General features: G+C 42.8%; 18 protein-coding genes. 6 read left to right on the forward strand and 12 right to left on the reverse strand.

Going from position 1 to position 18,902, the window contains the following annotated elements; genetic code table 11:
• Positions 1-263: 263 nt before the first annotated feature.
• Positions 264-656, reverse strand: a complete 393-nt coding sequence (locus tag BMW86_RS22130; RefSeq protein ID WP_089784123.1) for an acyl-CoA thioesterase — start codon at positions 654-656, stop codon at positions 264-266.
• A 93-nt stretch (positions 657-749) separates the two neighbouring features.
• Here BMW86_RS22130 and BMW86_RS22135 point away from each other — a divergent pair, with 93 nt between their 5' ends.
• The 3 genes from BMW86_RS22135 to BMW86_RS22145 all read left to right on the forward strand — a co-directional run bounded on the left by BMW86_RS22135 (position 750) and on the right by BMW86_RS22145 (position 2,775).
• Positions 750-1,217 carry an RNA polymerase sigma factor gene (locus BMW86_RS22135; RefSeq protein WP_089784124.1) on the forward strand — a complete coding sequence of 156 codons (468 nt, stop codon included), beginning with the start codon at positions 750-752 and terminating at the stop codon, positions 1,215-1,217.
• Between the two features lie 4 nt (positions 1,218-1,221).
• A complete protein-coding gene (locus BMW86_RS22140; protein WP_089784125.1) occupies positions 1,222-1,734 on the forward strand; it encodes a hypothetical protein in 513 nt (170 codons plus the stop codon).
• A gap of 78 nt (positions 1,735-1,812) precedes the next feature.
• A complete protein-coding gene (locus BMW86_RS22145) occupies positions 1,813-2,775 on the forward strand; it encodes an EndoS/ChiA family endoglycosidase (protein ID WP_177189357.1) in 963 nt (320 codons plus the stop codon).
• A gap of 193 nt (positions 2,776-2,968) precedes the next feature.
• Here the strand turns inward: BMW86_RS22145 and BMW86_RS22150 are convergent, their stop codons facing one another.
• Positions 2,969-3,379: a DUF1016 N-terminal domain-containing protein gene (locus tag BMW86_RS22150; RefSeq protein ID WP_089784127.1), complete on the reverse strand. Its 411-nt coding sequence runs from the start codon at positions 3,377-3,379 to the stop codon at positions 2,969-2,971.
• A gap of 267 nt (positions 3,380-3,646) precedes the next feature.
• On the opposite strand from BMW86_RS22150, the gene BMW86_RS22155 reads away from it, so the two are divergent.
• Positions 3,647-4,537 carry a PfkB family carbohydrate kinase gene (locus BMW86_RS22155; protein ID WP_089784128.1) on the forward strand — a complete coding sequence of 297 codons (891 nt, stop codon included), beginning with the start codon at positions 3,647-3,649 and terminating at the stop codon, positions 4,535-4,537.
• 238 nt (positions 4,538-4,775) lie between these two features.
• Positions 4,776-6,545 (forward strand): hybrid sensor histidine kinase/response regulator, encoded by a 1,770-nt coding sequence (locus BMW86_RS22160; RefSeq protein WP_089784129.1) that lies wholly within the window; start codon positions 4,776-4,778, stop codon positions 6,543-6,545.
• On the opposite strand, the gene BMW86_RS22165 is transcribed toward BMW86_RS22160, so the two are convergent.
• The 7 genes from BMW86_RS22165 to allB form a co-directional block, all read right to left on the reverse strand.
• Positions 6,532-7,464, reverse strand: a complete 933-nt coding sequence (locus tag BMW86_RS22165) for a terpene synthase family protein (RefSeq protein ID WP_089784130.1) — start codon at positions 7,462-7,464, stop codon at positions 6,532-6,534. The genes BMW86_RS22160 and BMW86_RS22165 overlap by 14 nt on opposite strands.
• A 145-nt stretch (positions 7,465-7,609) precedes the next feature.
• The gene (locus BMW86_RS22170; RefSeq protein WP_089784131.1) at positions 7,610-9,007 is read right to left on the reverse strand and encodes a DUF6986 family protein; all 1,398 of its coding nucleotides are present in this window, start codon (positions 9,005-9,007) and stop codon (positions 7,610-7,612) included.
• Between the two features lie 285 nt (positions 9,008-9,292).
• Complete coding sequence (gene uraH / locus BMW86_RS22175) at positions 9,293-9,631, reverse strand: hydroxyisourate hydrolase (RefSeq protein WP_089784132.1); 339 nt, start codon at positions 9,629-9,631, stop codon at positions 9,293-9,295.
• Positions 9,628-10,101: a 2-oxo-4-hydroxy-4-carboxy-5-ureidoimidazoline decarboxylase gene (gene uraD / locus BMW86_RS22180; protein ID WP_089784133.1), complete on the reverse strand. Its 474-nt coding sequence runs from the start codon at positions 10,099-10,101 to the stop codon at positions 9,628-9,630. The genes uraH and uraD overlap by 4 nt, the downstream gene beginning before the upstream one ends.
• The gene (allE, locus tag BMW86_RS22185) at positions 10,098-10,832 is read right to left on the reverse strand and encodes a (S)-ureidoglycine aminohydrolase (protein WP_089784134.1); all 735 of its coding nucleotides are present in this window, start codon (positions 10,830-10,832) and stop codon (positions 10,098-10,100) included. The genes uraD and allE overlap by 4 nt, the downstream gene beginning before the upstream one ends.
• Positions 10,833-10,842: 10 nt before the next feature.
• Entirely contained in the window at positions 10,843-12,054 is a 1,212-nt protein-coding gene (locus BMW86_RS22190; RefSeq protein ID WP_089784135.1) for a M20 family metallo-hydrolase, read from the reverse strand.
• Positions 12,051-13,367, reverse strand: coding sequence for an allantoinase AllB (gene allB, locus BMW86_RS22195; protein WP_089784136.1), 1,317 nt, complete (start codon positions 13,365-13,367; stop codon positions 12,051-12,053). Before allB ends, BMW86_RS22190 begins: the two co-directional genes overlap by 4 nt.
• A 66-nt stretch (positions 13,368-13,433) precedes the next feature.
• Between allB and pucL the strand changes: the two genes are divergently transcribed.
• Positions 13,434-14,279: a factor-independent urate hydroxylase gene (pucL, locus tag BMW86_RS22200; protein WP_089784137.1), complete on the forward strand. Its 846-nt coding sequence runs from the start codon at positions 13,434-13,436 to the stop codon at positions 14,277-14,279.
• 5 nt (positions 14,280-14,284) lie between these two features.
• On the opposite strand, the gene BMW86_RS22205 is transcribed toward pucL, so the two are convergent.
• Genes BMW86_RS22205 through BMW86_RS22215 form a run of 3 tightly spaced genes read right to left on the reverse strand, consistent with a single transcriptional unit; the run spans position 14,285 to position 18,868 of the window.
• Entirely contained in the window at positions 14,285-15,262 is a 978-nt protein-coding gene (locus tag BMW86_RS22205) for an XdhC family protein (RefSeq protein WP_089784138.1), read from the reverse strand.
• The gene (locus tag BMW86_RS22210; protein WP_089784139.1) at positions 15,225-17,507 is read right to left on the reverse strand and encodes a xanthine dehydrogenase molybdopterin binding subunit; all 2,283 of its coding nucleotides are present in this window, start codon (positions 17,505-17,507) and stop codon (positions 15,225-15,227) included. The genes BMW86_RS22205 and BMW86_RS22210 overlap by 38 nt, the downstream gene beginning before the upstream one ends.
• A complete protein-coding gene (locus tag BMW86_RS22215) occupies positions 17,504-18,868 on the reverse strand; it encodes an FAD binding domain-containing protein (protein WP_255372979.1) in 1,365 nt (454 codons plus the stop codon). Before BMW86_RS22215 ends, BMW86_RS22210 begins: the two co-directional genes overlap by 4 nt.
• Positions 18,869-18,902: the final 34 nt, after the last annotated feature.

Genomic DNA, 18,902 nt, shown 5'->3' on the forward strand with positions numbered 1-18,902 from the left:
AAAGGGAAGATGGGGGGAGACAAAATAAAAAAGGCCTCTTCGGATGAAGAGGCCTCTGAAGAATATTCAGAAAGTACTTAACCTCTCATATCCGGGAATGGATTTGCCTCCCCGTTCTTAATAAAGACAATACAGGTGCTTGCAATAACAGCTCTGATAGCAGTTTTTGCGTTGAACGCTGATTGATATGTGTTGTTGTTAAGCATTTTGTTTATCTATTGTAATAATGTACGCAAAGGTAAGAATAATTTATGAGATAGCAATTACTCTTCACGCAGTCGTTCATCTGTATAAGTAATTTCCGTTCTGCCATGCGGAAAAGGAACGCCTTGTTCATCCACACTTACAAATACGATCTTATCTATGGTAAGAATGCTTTTTTGTGTGATTTTATTCCTTACTTCACAGGCAAGTGTAAGGGAAGTACGGCCGAAGCTGATAGCTTTGATACCCAGTTCCACGATATCACCCTGTTTGGCAGAGTTGATGAAATTGATTTCAGACATATATTTGGTCACGCATCTGTTCGTTCCCAGTTGAATAATGGAGTAGATAGCAGCCTCTTCGTCTATCCAGCGTAATAAACTGCCCCCGAATAGTGTTCCATGTGCGTTCAGGTCCTCTGGCTTTACCCATTTACGAGTGTAAAAATTCATTGATCATTGGTTTGTACGGCGGAAATTTATAAAAGGGCCACAAAGATAGGTCATTTGTAAGTTTTTTACTTTTTAGGCAACTTATAGTAGCATATGGAAGAAGATTTTTTACAGATGATCCGTCAGCATCAGGCAGTGATTCACAAAGTCTGCCGCTTATACCGGGATACCCGGGAAGACAGGGAAGACCTGTTCCAGGAGATCGTATACCAGCTATGGAAGGCTTTCCCTGCCTTTGAAGGCCGTGCAAAGCTCTCTTCCTGGATGTACCGTATTGCCCTTAATACAGCTCTGGCCTCTTTCCGTAAGCGGGCACCTGATATTACGTACCCGGTAGCGCTGCCGGAACGCGTTGCAGACCCTCCTGCAGGCGATTTACAACAGGAACAGCTATTTGCTGCACTGAAGCAGTTAAATGACAGCGATAAGGCTATAATTGCCCTTTACCTGGAAGATATGAGTTATCAGGAGATTGCTGCAATCATAGGTATAGATGAGAATTATGTAGGTGTAAAACTGAACAGGATCAAAACAAAGATTAAAAACATCCTTAAACTTTAATTTTATGGACTCTTTAAAATCTGCATGGAATAATGCCGGTACTGAACAAACAGATATAAAAATAGTGCGTCCGCCTGTGTTGAAAAACATCCGGCGTCAGTTAACGATAGAGACGATTTGTTATGTTGCTTTTCTGTTGGTGTACTATAACTTTTTTGACGGGGATAAGAAGTCGTTTTTTCTAAATGTTATCCTGGTGGTATCAGTCTCATTATTATTGCTGCATAACGTAGCCGGATATATGATCACGAATAACCCTGTGTTTGGTAATAACCTTAAACAATCGTTGACCGTTTATCTGGAAAAACTAAAACGATATGCTGTAATAGCGGTAGCCTCCCGTGCTATTGCGTTTTCAGGGATCATGTTATTCTTTATGGGTAATATCCGCTGGACTACGGGCAAGTATTATGCCCTGGCCTTCATTATCTGTTTACTGGGAATACAGATCTTTTCCCTGTGGCGCATCTGGGCTGGCAGGATAAAAAAGATAAAGGGGGTGTTAGTTGAGTTATAGTAAAATATACGAATGTCATAGTTAATGCGTTCTATATTGCCAGAAGTCTATTTATTAACTATTAAAAGACCCTGGTACATGAAATTCAATTCCACCCTATTGCTGTTCTGTTTAGCAATACTTATTTTTTCAACCTCCTGTAAGAGAGAGCATACAGAACCCGTTACTAACGGTCCCGATACTACTGTTACAAACCCTGTAGACACCATCAAATACCTTACTAAAAGACCACTTATTGTAGAGTACTGGGGTGGCTGTTGCTATGACAGGTCCTCTGTAGGTCCGCTGGATGCTATTCCGGATAGCGTGGATGTTGTCAATATCTTCACGCTGGGTATAGGCAAAACGACTGCCGGCACCTGGGAGTTTGAACACCGGGGAGTATCTGGTCAGAATAACTGGAATGATGTGCTGGTACTTGCACATAACCTGCAAAAGAGGGGCATCCGTGTAGTGGGTACATCCTTTGCTGGTAACCTGGTAAACCTTAGCGGATCAGATGCTGCGGCCATGGCTAAAGTGGTGAAAGATTCCCTGGACAACTGGAAACTGGATGGTGTGGACCTCGATCTTGAATATGGTAATGGTACACATAGTGCCAATATTGATAGCGGTGTTATTGCATTGGGTAAATACCTGGGCCCTGATTCAAAAACCGGCCGTATCCTCTCTGTAGTGGATTACAACAACTATAACATTGCCCAGATCAAAAGAAGCAAAAAATACATAGATTATGTGATGACAATGTCTTACTGGAATACTTCCAAAGACGTTCTCACCTGGATTAAATCCTATGGTGCTGCTATCGGAGATACAAAGAATGTGTTGATAGGAGTAGGGCAGGGCTGTGCTATTAATGCGGGACAGCAGACACCGGCAGGTCAGGAACTAAAGATAGCAGATACGTTGCGTACTGCCGCTCCGGGTAGTGGCATGATGGAATTTATCTTTGGATGCAGTTATCACAATACAGACGCTAATGGTAACATTAAAAAGGATATCAGCTATACTACCAATATAATTACACATCTGAAAAAATAATAAATTGAATATGTGCGACACTGTCGCACATATTCGAATGGTGAAATAAAATAATGCGATATGGGGTGGTTTTTATACCTTTATCGCATTATTTTATTCTTTTTTTGCTGTCTGTATGGCATGATGAAGTTTTTCTGCCAGCAATTCCTTTGGTGGTAATTGTGTCATATATTCGGCCACACGAATCTGACCTTTATCTAATTCCAGTAATCTCAATATAGTATTCTCTTTTTAAAGGTTCTTCTATTGTTATAAGCTCAAGAAAATGACTCCAGCTCAATTTTTGAGACAGCATCACAATACTTTTTTCATCATTAAATAGCTTGTAAAAATTGACCATCCGGCTTAATGCAGAAATCGTGAACCCTTTACCATAGGCCATTGTTAATTTGTGCGACAGTGTCGCACGAATTTGCTCTCCGTAGGAGACTCTTTCACTTTCCAGTATTTTATTATCAATTAATTTACCAATATTCCAGTATAACAATGTGATTTCCTGGTTAACGGTTGATGCAACTTTTCTCCTGCTTTGCTCTATTAAATGTGTGATGTCTTCAAACAATTCTCCTGTGACAATATCTTTTTCATAGTGAATCAGCTCCATATGTAATGGTTTTGAGGTGAGAAACAAACAATTTGGCGGCAATATAATTAATTGACAAGAACCAACAAATTTCCAGGCTAATATTGTATGCTATTATATTGATATACAATGCAAAAGATACTTTACTCCAGGAAACCCCCTATACTTTCATTATCAAACCATTATTATTTTTTATCATTCAAATGGTATAATTACATATATTTGCATACCTACCTACAACAAGCTCAGATTTAAATTAAGGATTAAACAGACTTAAAAGCATTATACATGTTTGATATTTGTTGTATAGGACATATCACATTAGACAGGATCATTACCACCAGAACGGTTGTACAAATGGCCGGAGGCACGTCCTTCTATTTCTCTAATGCGATCCGTAACCTGGATGCGAACTATCTACTGGTTACCTCTCTTGCTGCCAAAGAAATGCAGTTCGTATCAGACCTGCGTAATAAAGGCATCAACGTGAACGTCGTGCCCAGCAGAAACACTGTATACTTTGAAAACAAGTATTCAGAAAACCTGGATATCCGCACACAAAGGGTCTCCCAACAGGCCGACCCATTCACCGTAGATCAATTGCTTAATATCGACGCCGCTATATATCATCTTGGTCCGTTACTGGCCGAAGATATCCCGGTAGATGTTATCAAGCTTTTATCAGGTAAAGGCATCGTTTCCCTGGACGCTCAGGGTTACCTCAGGACCGTGAAGAACGAAGAGGTATTACCGGTAGACTGGCCCGCTAAAAAAGAAGCACTGCAATACGTGGATATCTTAAAGGCCAATGAATACGAAATGGAAGTACTGACCGGTGAAAAAGACATCACCCAAAGCGCAAAGATCGTATCCGACTGGGGCGTGAAGGAAGTCGTTATTACACTGGGCAGCATGGGCTCCGTTATTTACAAAGACAATACCCTGTACAGCGTTCCTCCATATATTCCTGGTAACTATGCAGATACCACCGGTTGCGGTGATACCTACATGGCAGGTTATCTCTACAAACGTAACAGAGGTGCCAGTATCCAGGAAGCAGGAGAATTTGCCTCTGCAATGGCCGGATTAAAAGTGAATTCTTCAGGACCATTCACCGGCACCGAAGAGGACGTTATGAACTTCTGGGGCGCCAGCAGCGACAAAAGAGTACTCCGCTAAAAAACAATATTTCCAATAGATAAAAAGTGAAGTGATTATATCGCTTCACTTTTTTTTATGCCCCAGCTAAAACGGACAACTCTGCTTTTGCCTTATTTATAAATATGAAAAATTATTGTATATTAGAAGAGAGTTAACCTGTTAACAGATTAATTCCACGACAACAGAACAACGACGATACTAACTACAACTGTGACCAGAACCCTTGGCAGATCTATTCTGTAAATAACCAATTCTTATGAACCCGACTTTTTTTCCCAGAACCATTGCATTAGGTACGGAAGATATTACAGACGAACAGGCTAAGAAAGGTATTACCATTGCAAATTCCCTCGCACTCACTACCGGTGTCCTCGCATTGGTCATTGGTACCGCATTCTTTTTTGTTACACACAGCAAAATGCTGCTTATTCCTGCTATACTGGAAAGCATCGCATTCTTCTGTATCCCCCTTTTAAACAAATTTAAAAAACATGAAGCTGCCGGCTTAACCCTCATCGTATTACATTGTATATGGGCTATTTATTTTGGCGCATTACTGGGTATTATCATCGAAATAAGACTCATTTTCCTGTTCCTGATCAGCGCCACTTTATTAATCTATAAAAACAGGCGTCCTATTATTATTGGTATTTCAGCGGCTACTTTTTCATTGATAGTGATGGAGCTGAATTTCTATTTTGGTATTTTTCAACCTATCGAACTGGGACATAATATCCAGTTTTTCTTACGCTGGTTATGTATCATATCCATTCTCTTTTTAAATATTCAGGCTATCCTGTTTTATAAAAAGAATAATAAAGAGTTATTAAATGCGCTTTTAGATCATAATAATAAACTGGAACATCTTGTTCAGGAAAGGACTGCCGAACTGGAAAGAGCGAATCATTCCAAACGGATTTTCCTGCGACAAACAAGTCATGAAATCCGTAATCCGCTCAATGCTATTTTTGGTATTGCACAGCTGATGCGGCATAATATTAAAAAGGATACGGAGAAAGTGGCTTCTCTCATAGATCCCTTATACGTGGCCAGTTACAACGTGCGGGAGATATTAAATAATGTACTGGAATTATCGAGTATAGAAGGTGGAAAGTTGCAGCATGTGGAGAAGAGCAGTTTCCTGTTAAGACCTGGTATCCTGGATATTATCGGTATACAAAAATATGTGGCACTGGTGAAATCTGTACAACTGGAATATGAGTTTGATCCGGCTATGCCCGAATCTATTATTACAGATAAAATAAAGTTAGGACAGATCATCAGCAACCTGTTAAGTAATGCCATTAAATTTACGAGGTATAATACTACGATCCATATTGAAATAAAGAGAGAAGGAGATAGCTGGTCGCTCAGTATTAACGATCAGGGAATGGGTATTGAAAAGGATAAACACGAAAGCATTTTTGATGTATTCGTATCAGAAGGAAATAATTTTACAGCAGGTACCGGATTAGGATTGCCTATTACCAGGCACCTGGTAGATTTACTGGGTGGAAAAGTAACGCTTGAAAGCACGGTAGGTACAGGCAGTACTTTTACAGTGACACTGCCACTGATAGCAGGAGATAGCAATCAGACAGATCATGAACAGAATATGCTTTCTTATTTCCATCATAAATCGGTATTGGTTATTGATGATGATAAGATGAGCAGCACAATCCTGAGTCACTTTCTGTCTGATGCAGGGATCGATATACAGATCGCTACTGATGGCGTAACCGGTTTGGCTGCAGCTGATCTGAAAACGCCCGACCTGATCATTCTTGATACCCAGATGCCGGGCATGGATGGCATAGAAACACTGAAACGTATTAAGGCAGATAGTTTATTGATGGATATACCTGTTATTATTGTTTCAGGAGATGCTTTTACCGAAACCAGCAATCATTTCCTGGCTTTGGGGGCCAATGACTACATCAGTAAACCCATTGAATATAAACAGCTATGTGAGGTAATCGGGAAATACCTGGGTCTCAAAGAGGAAAGGCCGGTTAGTTCTTCTTAAAATCAGATCCCGGATGTCCGTTCTTTTTGTAGCGTTGTGTATTGTAATCCAGCCATTGCAGATGCCCTTGTATCATCAGTCCTATGCTGTCTACAAAAGCGCGTACCGCCTCATTGGCACAGCCAAAATCGGGTAAGCAGCTACGCATGGCCACAAAACACTGTACATCTTCATTATGAATGGCCAGTGCTTTACTGTAGGCTTCCTCTGTACTGCATTGCAATTCGTTCCGCATCACCAATACAAGGTTTAACACGTCTTTACCGTCTTCCACACTGGCGGAATACAGATCGTTGCAAAATGCCATGATACGGCAGGTAAGCCGGCTTATTTCGCGTATAACGGGATGTATGGCTACCTCGTCCGGCAGGATAGCCCCTGTTTCCAGTTCCACTAAGTTCACTAATGGGTATACGCAGGCTGCATATTCCCTGATAGCGATGTAGGCACCTGAGCCCGGGTAGCGCATGTTCGATCGGTAGGGGATCTCCGCCAGCATGCCCGTAAAGTAGCCGTCGATGCTGGCGATGAAGCGTTGCATCCAGCCGGGAGAAGCAAGGCGCAGCAGTTCTTCCCTTAGTAAGGAAAGTTGTGCGTACATGCCTTTGGTGGGATGACCTTCCAGTGCTTCGATCACCTGTTTTCTCACCTGTTGTAATTGTTCTGCAGTACAGCGTTCATAGGCATCGTCATTAATGAATGCCCAGAGGGAGAACCGGCAGATAGAAAGTAAGCCCGCGTAATTGGTGTTGGGGAAGAGTCTTGCACCTACATAACCGACGCCGGTGTGTTCATACTTTTTCTTGATTTTTTCGGGTAGGTAATCATAATCCTGGTAGATCCATTGTCTGATCTGTGACTCAAGGGTATCAGCATATGGACTGACACCGTCAGGAAAAGGATACAGTAATTGTTGCATAGTGATGTGGTTTTAATGAATAAAAAAAGGGCATAGTCCTCCGACATGCCCCATGAACAATGAATTATCCATTAAAAGGTACAAAAACTTAATATATTAAAACTATTCTGGACAATATTGTGAGCTGGTACTGTATAATGTGTAGTTATTTGCCTCTTCTCCCTTCAATAATCCTGTAAAATGAGCGGCTGCGGATTTCTTCGAGGGTTAACCCTGTTGCCAGTACTTCTGTTTCAGAAACGGCTCCGCAGTTGATGGCCTTGATGAAGAAATTCAATAATCCCTGGCCGGTGGCAGCATCATCAAAAATATCTTTTGTTAATGTAGAGATGGCAGACCTTTCTATGAAGGTTTTTAAGCGGAATAAAGCGTCGTTATAGTTACTTAAAAAGAAATGGTAGGTAGCTGCATAACGCATCGGTAACTGGGCAGGGTTGAGATCCCAGCCCTGGTAAAAGCCGTTGATAAGAGAATGAGTAGTATGATGGAAACCAGTACGCCAGGCATGATAGATGACTTCCCTGTTTTCTGCCTGTTGTTCAAAAGTGAGATGATCTCCTTTGTGTGGTCCGACAGGGATTACGTTTGTAGCGCCATCAGACAGGAATATGCCTGTACCGCCTAATGCTACTTTAGTCATGTGATGTGCAAAGTCGCAGACAGGGTGAGACATTGTCTGGTATTTAGCGGTGATGCCGCAGGAAGCCGTATAATCGTATGTACCGAAATGTGCGGCAATACATCTGCCTTCACTGGCCCTGATGATCCTCATCAAAGGGTTTCTTCCTTCATCATCCATGATGATCTGCGTAGCTTCTACCATGGTTTCCATTTGCAGACTGCCTGCTGAAAGATGGTGTTTCTTTTCCAGTATTTCGAATAAGCGGACCAGGGTAGTGACTTGTTCGGGTATAGTTACTTTGGGTAACATTACCACGAAGTTAGCAGGGAGAGATGTATTCTCCAGCAGTGTAGTGAGGAAAAGATCGAGGGTACGTACGCTGCGGTGTTTCAGGTCTTCTGTAAAAGGTTTGATACGGATACCTATAAACGGAGAGACAGTTTTGTTTTGCATCCCCAGCGCCAGTTCTTTAGCTGCTGTGATAGCAGTAGCATCTTCTTCATCATCTGGTCTGTTACCAAATCCATCTTCAAAGTCGATGCGGAAATCTTCTACCGCTTCTGTTTGTAGTTTTCTGATGATTTTTTCATACACCGTATAATGTAACCAGTAAGGAGATGATCTTTTATCTGCTTCCGGCAGGGCATTGAATGTAGCAGCGGAAAAAGGGAAGTTGACCTCAAACTGTAATGCTTTTGCCAGCATTATAAAATCGGGTGCATTTGTTTGCAGATGCTGTAATGCAATCTCCCCCATTTTTTTACAGGTATCTGCTTTAAACAGGTTAGCGCCACCATATACGGTATGTACCGGCTGACGATCTGGTTTGTCGCCCGGATATACCTGCTGGAAGCGGAGATTAGCTGTTTTTAAAGTATTCAGTAACTGTTCTTTTTCATCATTTGTTATAGAGAACTGCATACGGTAGTATTTAATTCAATGTCGTTTGGTTAAGTTCCATTAGTTGAGCTCCGTTAGGAGCTCCGTGTTTGTAGCAACAATCTATCTTCTCCATAATAGACTCCGTTAGGAGTCCCCTATTATAACAATTTAACAGGGGACTCCTAACGGAGTCGTGTTTTGTTGTATAATACGTTTTCTACAAACACGGGGCTCCTAACGGAGCCTATTAAGTTTTGCTCAAACATAGAGTTTAAGTTTTGTTCAAACATAGAGTTTAACTAAATGATATTGGGGTTTTATTATTTAGGAACCTCTGTAAGTAGAATATCCGAAAGGGCTGAGTAATAAAGGAACATGATAATGTTCTCCTTTATTAACAGTGAATACAATTTCTACAAAGGGGAAAAAAGTAGTGATGGCGTGCTGATCGAAATATTCTTTGGTCTCGAATTTCAGTTTGTAGATACCAGGTGTTAATTCCCTGTTCTGAGTGGGGAATTCGCTGATCCTGCCATCATTATTGGTGTTGTTGGCCGCGATCACATCCCAGTAATCATCATGTTGCTGATACAGTACAACGGGTACGTTTTGTGCTGCTTTTCCGCGTGAAGTGTCTAACACATGTGTAGTGATCTTTGTCATGATGCTAATAGTTTTTGTAGCCTTAGCCTGGTGATTTTATCCTGTTCTTCCATGGCTGTTTTTATCTCTTTTTCCGGGGTGTTTGTCAATCTTGCCTGTAGCAATGATAACATTTCTGTAGCCGGTTTGCCGGTTGCGCAAACAATAAAAATATAACCAAATTTTTTCAGGTAGAGATGGTTACCTTCTTCCAGATCTTTTAGTACAGATATAGTAGTATTTGCTACGGACGACTGCTCTTCAGATGCCCATTTGTTGTTCGTTTTGTCGCCTATTTTAGGATGATGATCAAATGCTTCCAGCCAGTCTTTTTCTGTACACTGATGCCATAATAAAGTAGCAGCAGATAATAATTCAGCCTCATCTTTAACAGGAAAGATATCCAGCATTTTCTGCACCCATACCGTTGACCCGCAACATTGGGTGAGGGCTGTTTTCAGCTGTTCGGGCGGAAGGTCATTTAATCTCATATGGTGGTTGGAAAGCGGTTCACGTTTTTATAATAGATATATACGGCAGGTTCTTTTCCCATAGCGGTAAACCATTGCTGGCAATAAGGTGCCATCCATATGGAATCTCCTTTACGGATAGGGTACCACTGGTGGTCCAGCATGTATACTCCCTGTCCCTGTAAATATATCAACCCATGTTCCATGATATGTGTTTCCACAAAGGGAAGGTGCCCACCCGGATCATAGGTAAATATATTCACCGCCATATCGAATGGTAGTTCATCCGGTAATAATACCTGCAAACGCAGGGCTGGATCACCGAGGAAGGGATTACCTGTTACATTCGCCGCATCTCCAAAGAGGATGGAAGGAACATCATATCCGGGCAGTTCTTCGTATACCTTGTGAAAGGTGAGGACCTGCGTACCGGCCGTCGCATTCTCAATGGTATATTCTGTACCGATGGGGATGTATACGAACTGACCGGCAATACGTACCTGTTCGTTGGCAGTACATTGCCCCTGAATAACATAAAAGAAGATTTGTGAGGCTTGTGTGGCGCCTGTAATACGACTATCTTCATTGAGTGTGATCAGCGTCTGGCAGAAACGGGCGCCCATCTGTTCGTTGATGATAACGTTGACGGTGCAGTTCGTCCATCCGGGAACAACACTGTTCACATAGCCATCCGGACAAATCACTGCATGATTACTTTTTACGACAGACCTTGTTAATGCTGATATTTCCATACGTGGTTATTTAATAGTGAATCAAATTTAGCATAAACTGATCTGATACTTTTAATGCTGCTGCTATATCTTCTACATCCACATTTTCTGAAGGGTGGTGACTGATCCCTTTGAAACATTTCACAAATAACATGCAGACGGGGGATACTGCTGAAACAGGAACAGCATCATGGCCTGCTCCGCTGACCAATTGTACTGTTTCATACCCTGATCCGGTGATGGCATGTTTTAATAACCCGCTCATGACCCTGTCGCAGGCAACAGGTTTGCTTTCCTGTATTAACTGCCATTCGACATGTAACTGTCTTTGCTCAGAAATGTTTACCGCTGCCTTTTGAAGGGTGATACTGGCAATATCTAAGGTAGCAATATCTGCGCTTCGGATATCCAGGCTACAGGTAACTTCTCCGGGGATAACATTGCTGGCCGCATTGCTTACCTGAAGATAACCTACTGTTGCCACTATTTTATGGATCCTGGCATATTCTTCTACGGCTAATATAAATTCAGCAGCTCCGCATAAAGCGTCCTGCCTGCTGTTCATAGGGACTGTCCCGGCGTGGCCTGCCATGCCTTTAAATGTGACAGACAAACGTTTCTGACCGGCAATGGCGGTTACGACTGCTATAGGGATGTTGCTGTCATACAATACGGGGCCTTGTTCAATGTGGATCTCAAAATATCCCTGCCAGTTGTGAATAGCATCATCGTGCAGCCGGGATGGATCTTTTCCCATTGATTCAATGACCTCTTTTAAAGTTGTCCCGTTATGATCTTTTTTATCCAGTAAGTCGTTGTTGAAAGCACCGGTAACGGTTTTACTACCTAAATAAGTAGTATGGAAGCGTACACCTTCTTCATCGCTGAAGGCAATGACTTCTATATTGAAGGGGATGTTGGCCCCTTTTAATGCCTGTACGATATCTATACCCATTAGTACGCCTAAGGGGCCGTCGAATTTTCCTGCGTTGATGACAGTGTCTATATGGGAGGCGATAACCAGTGTGCTGGAGGCACCGGTATCCCATCGTCCTCTTACATTGCCTATGTTATCTGTATGTGTGTCTAAACCTGCTTCCTGCATCCAGCGCATCACTTGTTCACTGCCTGCTAAAAAAGCGGCGGTGCCGAATGTGCGGGTGATACCCTCTGCATCTTCACTGATGGCAGCGAGGATATCTATCCTGTTCATAATATTGGTGGCTCTCTGCAGATAATTCATGACCTTAAAATAATTGCTCCGGCGGGTGGTGTAAATGTTCCCTGGTCGTAGACCTTTACCCCGCGTAAATATGTTTGTTCTACCACTCCGTACAGCGTTTCACCGAGGTAGGGAGTTATCTTATGTTTATGATATAATGTTTGTGAGGTGACCGTAAACTGTTTATCCGCATCCCATACCACCAGGTCTGCATCATAGCCAGGCGCTATCTTTCCTTTTCTTTTTTCTAAACCGGGCAGGCGTGCCGGATTTTCACATAACCATAGCAGCAACTGGGAGAGTGTTATATTCCTTTGCCTGGCGGCAGTCCAGAGGATGGGTAATGCCAGTTGCAGAGAAATAATGCCACCCCAGGCTTGGCTGAGATCCCCGCTTTTCAGTTCTGGTGGAGCAGGAGAGTGGTCCGTGGCTACAAAGTCGATGATGCCTGCCTGCAGGGCTTCCCATAACAGGTTGTTATTCTCTTTTTCCCGGATAGGAGGTGCGCACTTAAAGGGTGTTTGTCCGTCCGGGATATCTTCTGCATTGAAGTACAGGTAATGTTGCGCTGTTTCCACGGTAAGGGGTAGCCCCTTTACTTTCGCCCTGGCAATATGGCCGATGGCATCGGAGGAGGAGAGGTGAACGATATGTACGGGGCAGTTATATGCTTCGCACAAATGTATCATCAGGGAAATGGCGTCGTTCTCCCACTGGCGGGGGCGGGAAGCCAGGTATTCCGCATATGACTGAGGATCTTTGACCGGTGGCTGAGGACCGCTTAATTCACAATGTACTAATAGTGGTAACTGTTGCCGGGCGAGCACCGGCATCACTTTTCGCAGGTCATATTCGGTAACATTCGGGAAGTCGTCGATACCGGAGTGGGTAAGAAAGGCTTTAAATCCCAGTACGCCTTTATTGATCAAACCAGCTATTTCATGATCATTCCCGGGTACTACACCACCCCAGAAACCACAATTGGTATATAACTTATTAGTTGCTGAAAGTAGCTTTTCTTCAAAGGCGGATACGGTGGTAGTAACGGGAGACGCGTTGAGGGGCATGTCTACCAGTGTGGTAATACCGCCTGCCAGTGCGCCTTTAGTGGCTGTTTCGAAGCCTTCCCAGCTGGTCCTGCCGGGTTCATTGATATGCACATGGGGGTCTGTGATACCTGGCATTAATATTTTGTCGTGTACATTTATAACAGACGCATCTTCGGGTAAATGACTGACAATATCCAGGATCAGGCCGTCTTTGATGAGGACAATAGCTTTCCTGATCCCATCAGGGGTAAGCACTTTATTTCCTTTTATGGCCAGGTCAAACATACAATTGATTCTTATTAAAAATAGGGAAATAATTTTGTACTTTACTATTAAACAAGCCCCTTGATTATGAGCGCAAAATTAACCCTTAACTCATACGGTAAAAATGCCGTGAACTTGTCCAAAGTAATCCGCCATGCGGATCATCATGAATTCAGGCAGATTACTGTGAATGTATCGCTGGAAGGAAATTTTACCACGGCTTATACGGAGGGGGATAATACAAAGATCCTGGCTACGGATACGCAGAAGAACACGGTGTATGCATTGGCAAAGGAGCATTTCACTTCTTCTATTGAAGCCTTTGGGATTTATCTGTCTGATCATTTTATTGCGAATAATCCGCAGGTGACACAGGTAACGATCGATATTACTGAACATGGGTATACCAGGATGGCTTTTGATGGCAGTGTGCATGCGCATGCTTATATAGGGAATGGCCCGGGTAAGAATACCGCTTTGGTTGTACAGGATAGGGAAAATATTACGGTGAGATCAGGGGTGAAGGATTTGCTTATTCTGAAAACAACGGACTCGGGGTTTGAGAATTTTATACGGGATGAATATACTTCTCTTAAGGAAACGGCCGACAGGATACTGGCTACACAGTGTGCCGCAAGCTGGTTGTACATTTCTAACGGGCAGGATTTTGAAGCTTGTGCTGCTGCCATACGTAATACGCTGTTAAAGACATTTGCGTTTCATAAGAGTTTATCTGTGCAGCAGACGTTGTATGCGATGGGAGAAGCGGTGTTGCAGGAGCATAGTATGGTAAAGGAGATCAGTTTGCAGATGCCTAATAAACATCATATTCCTTTTAATATGGAGCAGTTTGGGTTGAGTAATAAAAATGATATTTTTATTGCTACGGATGAGCCTTATGGGCTGATACATGGGACGATTACGAGAGGGTAAAATGATTAGGGCAGATGGGCGTTTTTTACCTGTATAATCTCTGCTGCAATACTTATTGCTATCTCTTCAGGAGTCTGACTTTTTACGGGTATTCCTATCGGGGCGTGCATCCTGTCTAAGAGCTCCTGATTTATACCTTCTTCTTTATAATCTGTAAACATCTTATTAATCTTAGTCTGACTACCTAATACGCCTAAATATTTATAAGGTTTATTCATCAGGCTTCTTAATACAATATCATCAGTTCTGTATCCAAAAGTCATTACTACTATGTATTGATCTTCAGGAATAATATTTCCCAGCTCTCTGTAATCACCTAGAATCGTTTTCTCATGTGCATCGTTGTTTTGTAACATAGTATGTAAGTCTGAACGGGTATCAAATACATGCACATAAAAATCCATCATCTTCATAACCTTAGACAAAGCTAATGAGCAATGTCCGCCGCCAATAATAAATACTTTATGCTGGTAGCCTACTACTTCCTGGTATAGCCAGTCTTTTTCAGAATGAATAACAAAATGATTCCGGGGGATGATATCGGTACTAAATGCAATTCCCGAAGGGGATAATACTAAAGTTCCAGATACTAACTTCTCAGATGTTGGTATCTCACTTTCAGCAAGTATAATTGCAGATACAACATCTATATCAGCAGCTTGTAACTGATATAATAAGATAGTCTGATCACCGGAACAAATCATCCCGCTCTGCTGGGAAGAACTTTTATCATGCACCTGTTTCCGGATAGTTAACAACGCGCCTTCCTGCCGCAACAACTCCTTTGCCATCTCCACAAATTTATGCTCCATGATGCCACCACCAATAGATCCTTCCATTTCACCAGTAAGGTTCACTGCCATACAAAACCCTTGTCTGCCCGGACTACTACCATGGCTTTCCAGCACATACAGCAGCATCACCGGTATATTCTGTAAAAGGCTTTTACTGATCAATTGCCATGTAGCCAGCTTCTTTTGCATGTTCCATTATCTTCTTTGAGTATAACGCCATTAATACTTTTTCAGGGGTCATGGGCGTGGTAAAAGGGATTTCTGCGGATGGATGATAAGCAAGGATCGCATTACGTAATGCAAACCATACACCGATACCATACATAAGGGGAGGTTCTCCAACGGCTTTAGACCGGAAGATAGCCAGGTTATCCTGCTTGGTTTGCAGGGCTTCTATTTCCAATACGGGAGGAACTGCATAAATATCCGGGACTTTATAAGTGGATAACGCGTTTGAACGTAACCGTCCTTCTTTATCATACACCACTTCTTCCATGGTCATCCAGCCGATACCCTGTACGATACCACCTTCTATCTGTCCGCGGTCTATATCGGTATTCATACTGGCCCCAAAATCGTGTACTACTTTTACGGCATCAGTGGTGTAAATGCCGCGTAAACAATCAATGGTTACTTCCAGTATAGCCGTACCGTATACATGATAGGCAAAAGGATGTCCTTTCTCCTTATTGTTGTCGAAGTGTATTTCCGGTGTAGCATAATGAGCATGTTCGGATAGGTTCACTCTTCTGGTAAACGCTTCGGAAAGAAGTCTTTTCCAGTCCCAGCCAGTGGGCTGACCATCTGCCAATACCTGTTCATTTTTTATCGTAATAGTAGTATCGGGGAAGCAGTCTGCTGCTACCTGCGTTAAACGAGTAAGAATAGCATTACAGGCGATTAAAGTAGCCTTGCCATTCAAATCTGCGGTAGCACTGGCCGCAGAAGGAGAGGTATTGGCAATATGATAAGTATTGGTTGGGTTGATTTTTATTTTATCAGGAGAGATAGAGAATACACTGGCAGCTACCTGTAAGATTTTCGTATTCACCCCCTGACCCATTTCTACAGCACCTGTGCTGATGCCAACACTACCATCCGTATATACATGTACCAATGCGCGGGCATTATTCATCAGTGTATTGGTAAAGGAAATACCAAAACAGATGGGCATACAGGCAATCCCTTTTTTATACAGCTTATTATTGGCGTTGAATGTTTTTACTGCCTGTTGTAATTCTTCCAGTTTGTATAATTCAGCAGCTTTGTCCCAGCTATTGTGTGCTTCACTGTGAGCTATCTGGCCATAAGGAAATTCTTCTCCTGGTTTAATAAGGTTTGCTTTTTGGATGACCGTTGCGGCCACCTGTAATTTCTCTGCTGCCAATGCAATAGCCGCTTCAATTACAAACATACCCTGTGGCCCGCCAAAGCCTCTGAAAGCGGTGTTAGGTGGTAAATGTGTACGGCAGCAATGGGCAGTAGCTTTTACATGCGGGATGAAATAAGCATTGGTGCAATGGAATAATGTACGTGCCATCACCGCAGGAGATAAATCAGCAGATGCTCCTGCATTCTGGAAAAAGGTGACCTCATAGGCGATGATCTTTAATGAAGCATCCAGTCCTATTTTAAAGTCTGCCACATAAGGATTTCTCTTGCCTGTCATGGCCATATCTTCCATCCTGTGCAGGGCATATTTCACGGGTTTCTTTAAATGCCAGGCGGCCAGCGCGCATAATGCTGCCCATGTATTGGCCTGGTCTTCCTTCCCACCAAACCCTCCGCCCAGGCGGGTAACGGCAACTTCCAGCTGGTGCATGGGTAAACCCAGTACCCTGGATGTGGCACGTTGTACAGCGGTAGGGCCTTGAGTAGAAGAGTAAATACGGATGGCTTTATTTTCCTGTGGCACGGCGTAAGCGCCCTGTGTTTCTATGTAAAGGTGTTCCTGCCCGTTGATATCTGCACTGCCTTCAAATACAGCGGTACATTGTTCCCATGCCTGTGAGGTATCTCCCATACTGAAAGTACGGGAAGGAACGATAAATTCTGTAGAAACTCTGGGGTCTGTGATGACAGGCAGTTTATCAATTGTTACTTTTATCTTTTTCACAGCAGCCCTTGCAGCTTCTCTTGTCTGCGCGACTACAAACGCAACAGGCATTCCGCAAAAGTGAACATGATGTTCTGCGAGTAAAGGTTCATCCGGCACAATACCACCAATCTGGTTTTCTCCGGGTATATCTTTGTAAGTGAATATTCTTACTACGCCTGGTTCCTGTAATGCTTCTTCCAGGTGTAGTGAAGTAATGATTCCATGTGCAACGGGAGAGCCATAGGCAGCGCCGAATAATGTCCCCTGTGTTAAAGGGATATCATCGAGGTATACTGATTGACCACTGACATGTGTATGGGAATCTATATTTTTCATAGTAATTTCAATGTAATGAAATGGGCTTTTATCAGTTGCCCTAACAGTAAGCGTTTATATTCAGCGCTACCCCTGGTATCACTGATCGGACTGATCTCTTTCCAGGCGGTCTGTATCGCTTCTGCTACTACATTCTCATTTATCTTTTTTCCTGTTAAATAAGCCATTGTTGCTTTTAGCAACAGAGGAACAGGCCCTACACCACCTGCTGAAATACGAACACCACTAACAATACTCCCTTTTACAGAAATATTGATAGCAGTGTTTACACTGGCAATATCGAGGTGTGTGCGTTTACTTACCTTTTCAAAGTGAAATAATGAAGGTAATTCGAACGTGATGCGTTGAATATATTCATCCGGATTTCTATCCAGTTCTTTATATCCTTTATATAATTCCGCCAGAGGTAATATTCTTCCGTTATTAAATTCCAGTATGGTATTCAATGCAAGAAAGAAGATAGTAAAGTCTCCGATAGGAGAGGCATTGATAAAATTACCGGCGATGGTAGCCATATTCCTGATAGGAGTAGAGGATACCTTTTTGATATAACTTTTTAATTCCGGGAAGTGAGCCTGCATAATGGGAGATTCCAGCAGATCACTGACAGTTACGGCCGCTCCCAGTGTAATGATGTTATCCTGTTTAGTGATATCTTTAGCAGCATTCCAGGCAAAGTTCAGGGGTATTTCCATCAACTCCTCCGGTTTTTGTACATACAGATCAGTGCCACCGGCTACCAGTTGTGTATTCATCTGCAATTCTTCTGCATTCTCAAAAGCATGTTCCCCATTTACAGCTATGAGTAATTCCAGTCGCTCTTTTATCCCTTTAAAATATCCCGGTACAATGGCATGGTCTACGGCAAAATCTATCGGCTCTTCTTCATTCCTGGAAACCAGTAATTCTTTTACGGTGGCGGCAGCCCGCTCTATGGATTTATAGCCTGTACACCGGCAGATATTCCCGTCTATAGCTGCAATAGGATCTGTTTGCCGGCCAAGGCAAAAGCCGGTAAGGGAGACAATAAATCCGGGGGTGCAAAACCCGCATTGCGTGGCTGACTGGTCTACCATTGCCTGTTGAACAGGTGTGAGTGTATCCATGTTGATCCCTTCTATGGTAACAACATGTTTTCCCTGTACATTTCCTAAAGGAGTAAGGCAGGAAGTGAAGGTGCGGTATTGCAGTTCATTATCTCTCAGTTCACCTATCAGCACGGTACATGCACCGCAGTCGCCTTCGTTGCAGCCTGTTTTGGTACCGGTCAGGTGTTGATGATACCGGATAAAATCCAGCAGCGGCATACCAGGAGACAAATGGGTGCCTATGTTTTCATTATTGAGAATCAGGTTAAGCAAAGATGAGGTTTATTTAAAGATAACAAAAAAGAGG

The organism is Chitinophaga sp. YR573, assembly GCF_900110995.1.
GTDB lineage: Bacteria > Bacteroidota > Bacteroidia > Chitinophagales > Chitinophagaceae > Chitinophaga.

Bases quoted from the DNA above. Each gene is read 5' to 3' on its own strand.
- BMW86_RS22130 (WP_089784123.1), bottom strand. From the start codon at position 656: ATGAATTTTTACACTCGTAAATGGGTAAAGCCAGAGGACCTGAACGCA.
- BMW86_RS22190 (WP_089784135.1), bottom strand. From the start codon at position 12,054: ATGAATTATCTGCAGAGAGCCACCAATATTATGAACAGGATAGATATC.
- BMW86_RS22145 (WP_177189357.1), top strand. From the start codon at position 1,813: ATGAAATTCAATTCCACCCTATTGCTGTTCTGTTTAGCAATACTTATT.
- BMW86_RS22160 (WP_089784129.1), top strand. From the start codon at position 4,776: ATGAACCCGACTTTTTTTCCCAGAACCATTGCATTAGGTACGGAAGAT.
- BMW86_RS22210 (WP_089784139.1), bottom strand. From the start codon at position 17,507: ATGAAAAATATAGATTCCCATACACATGTCAGTGGTCAATCAGTATAC.
- pucL (WP_089784137.1), top strand. From the start codon at position 13,434: ATGAGCGCAAAATTAACCCTTAACTCATACGGTAAAAATGCCGTGAAC.
- uraH (WP_089784132.1), bottom strand. From the start codon at position 9,631: ATGACAAAGATCACTACACATGTGTTAGACACTTCACGCGGAAAAGCA.
- BMW86_RS22170 (WP_089784131.1), bottom strand. From the start codon at position 9,007: ATGCAGTTCTCTATAACAAATGATGAAAAAGAACAGTTACTGAATACT.
- BMW86_RS22150 (WP_089784127.1), bottom strand. From the start codon at position 3,379: ATGGAGCTGATTCACTATGAAAAAGATATTGTCACAGGAGAATTGTTT.
- BMW86_RS22205 (WP_089784138.1), bottom strand. From the start codon at position 15,262: ATGCAAAAGAAGCTGGCTACATGGCAATTGATCAGTAAAAGCCTTTTA.
- BMW86_RS22165 (WP_089784130.1), bottom strand. From the start codon at position 7,464: ATGCAACAATTACTGTATCCTTTTCCTGACGGTGTCAGTCCATATGCT.
- allE (WP_089784134.1), bottom strand. From the start codon at position 10,832: ATGGAAATATCAGCATTAACAAGGTCTGTCGTAAAAAGTAATCATGCA.
- BMW86_RS22155 (WP_089784128.1), top strand. From the start codon at position 3,647: ATGTTTGATATTTGTTGTATAGGACATATCACATTAGACAGGATCATT.
- allB (WP_089784136.1), bottom strand. From the start codon at position 13,367: ATGTTTGACCTGGCCATAAAAGGAAATAAAGTGCTTACCCCTGATGGG.
- uraD (WP_089784133.1), bottom strand. From the start codon at position 10,101: ATGAGATTAAATGACCTTCCGCCCGAACAGCTGAAAACAGCCCTCACC.
- BMW86_RS22135 (WP_089784124.1), top strand. From the start codon at position 750: ATGGAAGAAGATTTTTTACAGATGATCCGTCAGCATCAGGCAGTGATT.
- BMW86_RS22140 (WP_089784125.1), top strand. From the start codon at position 1,222: ATGGACTCTTTAAAATCTGCATGGAATAATGCCGGTACTGAACAAACA.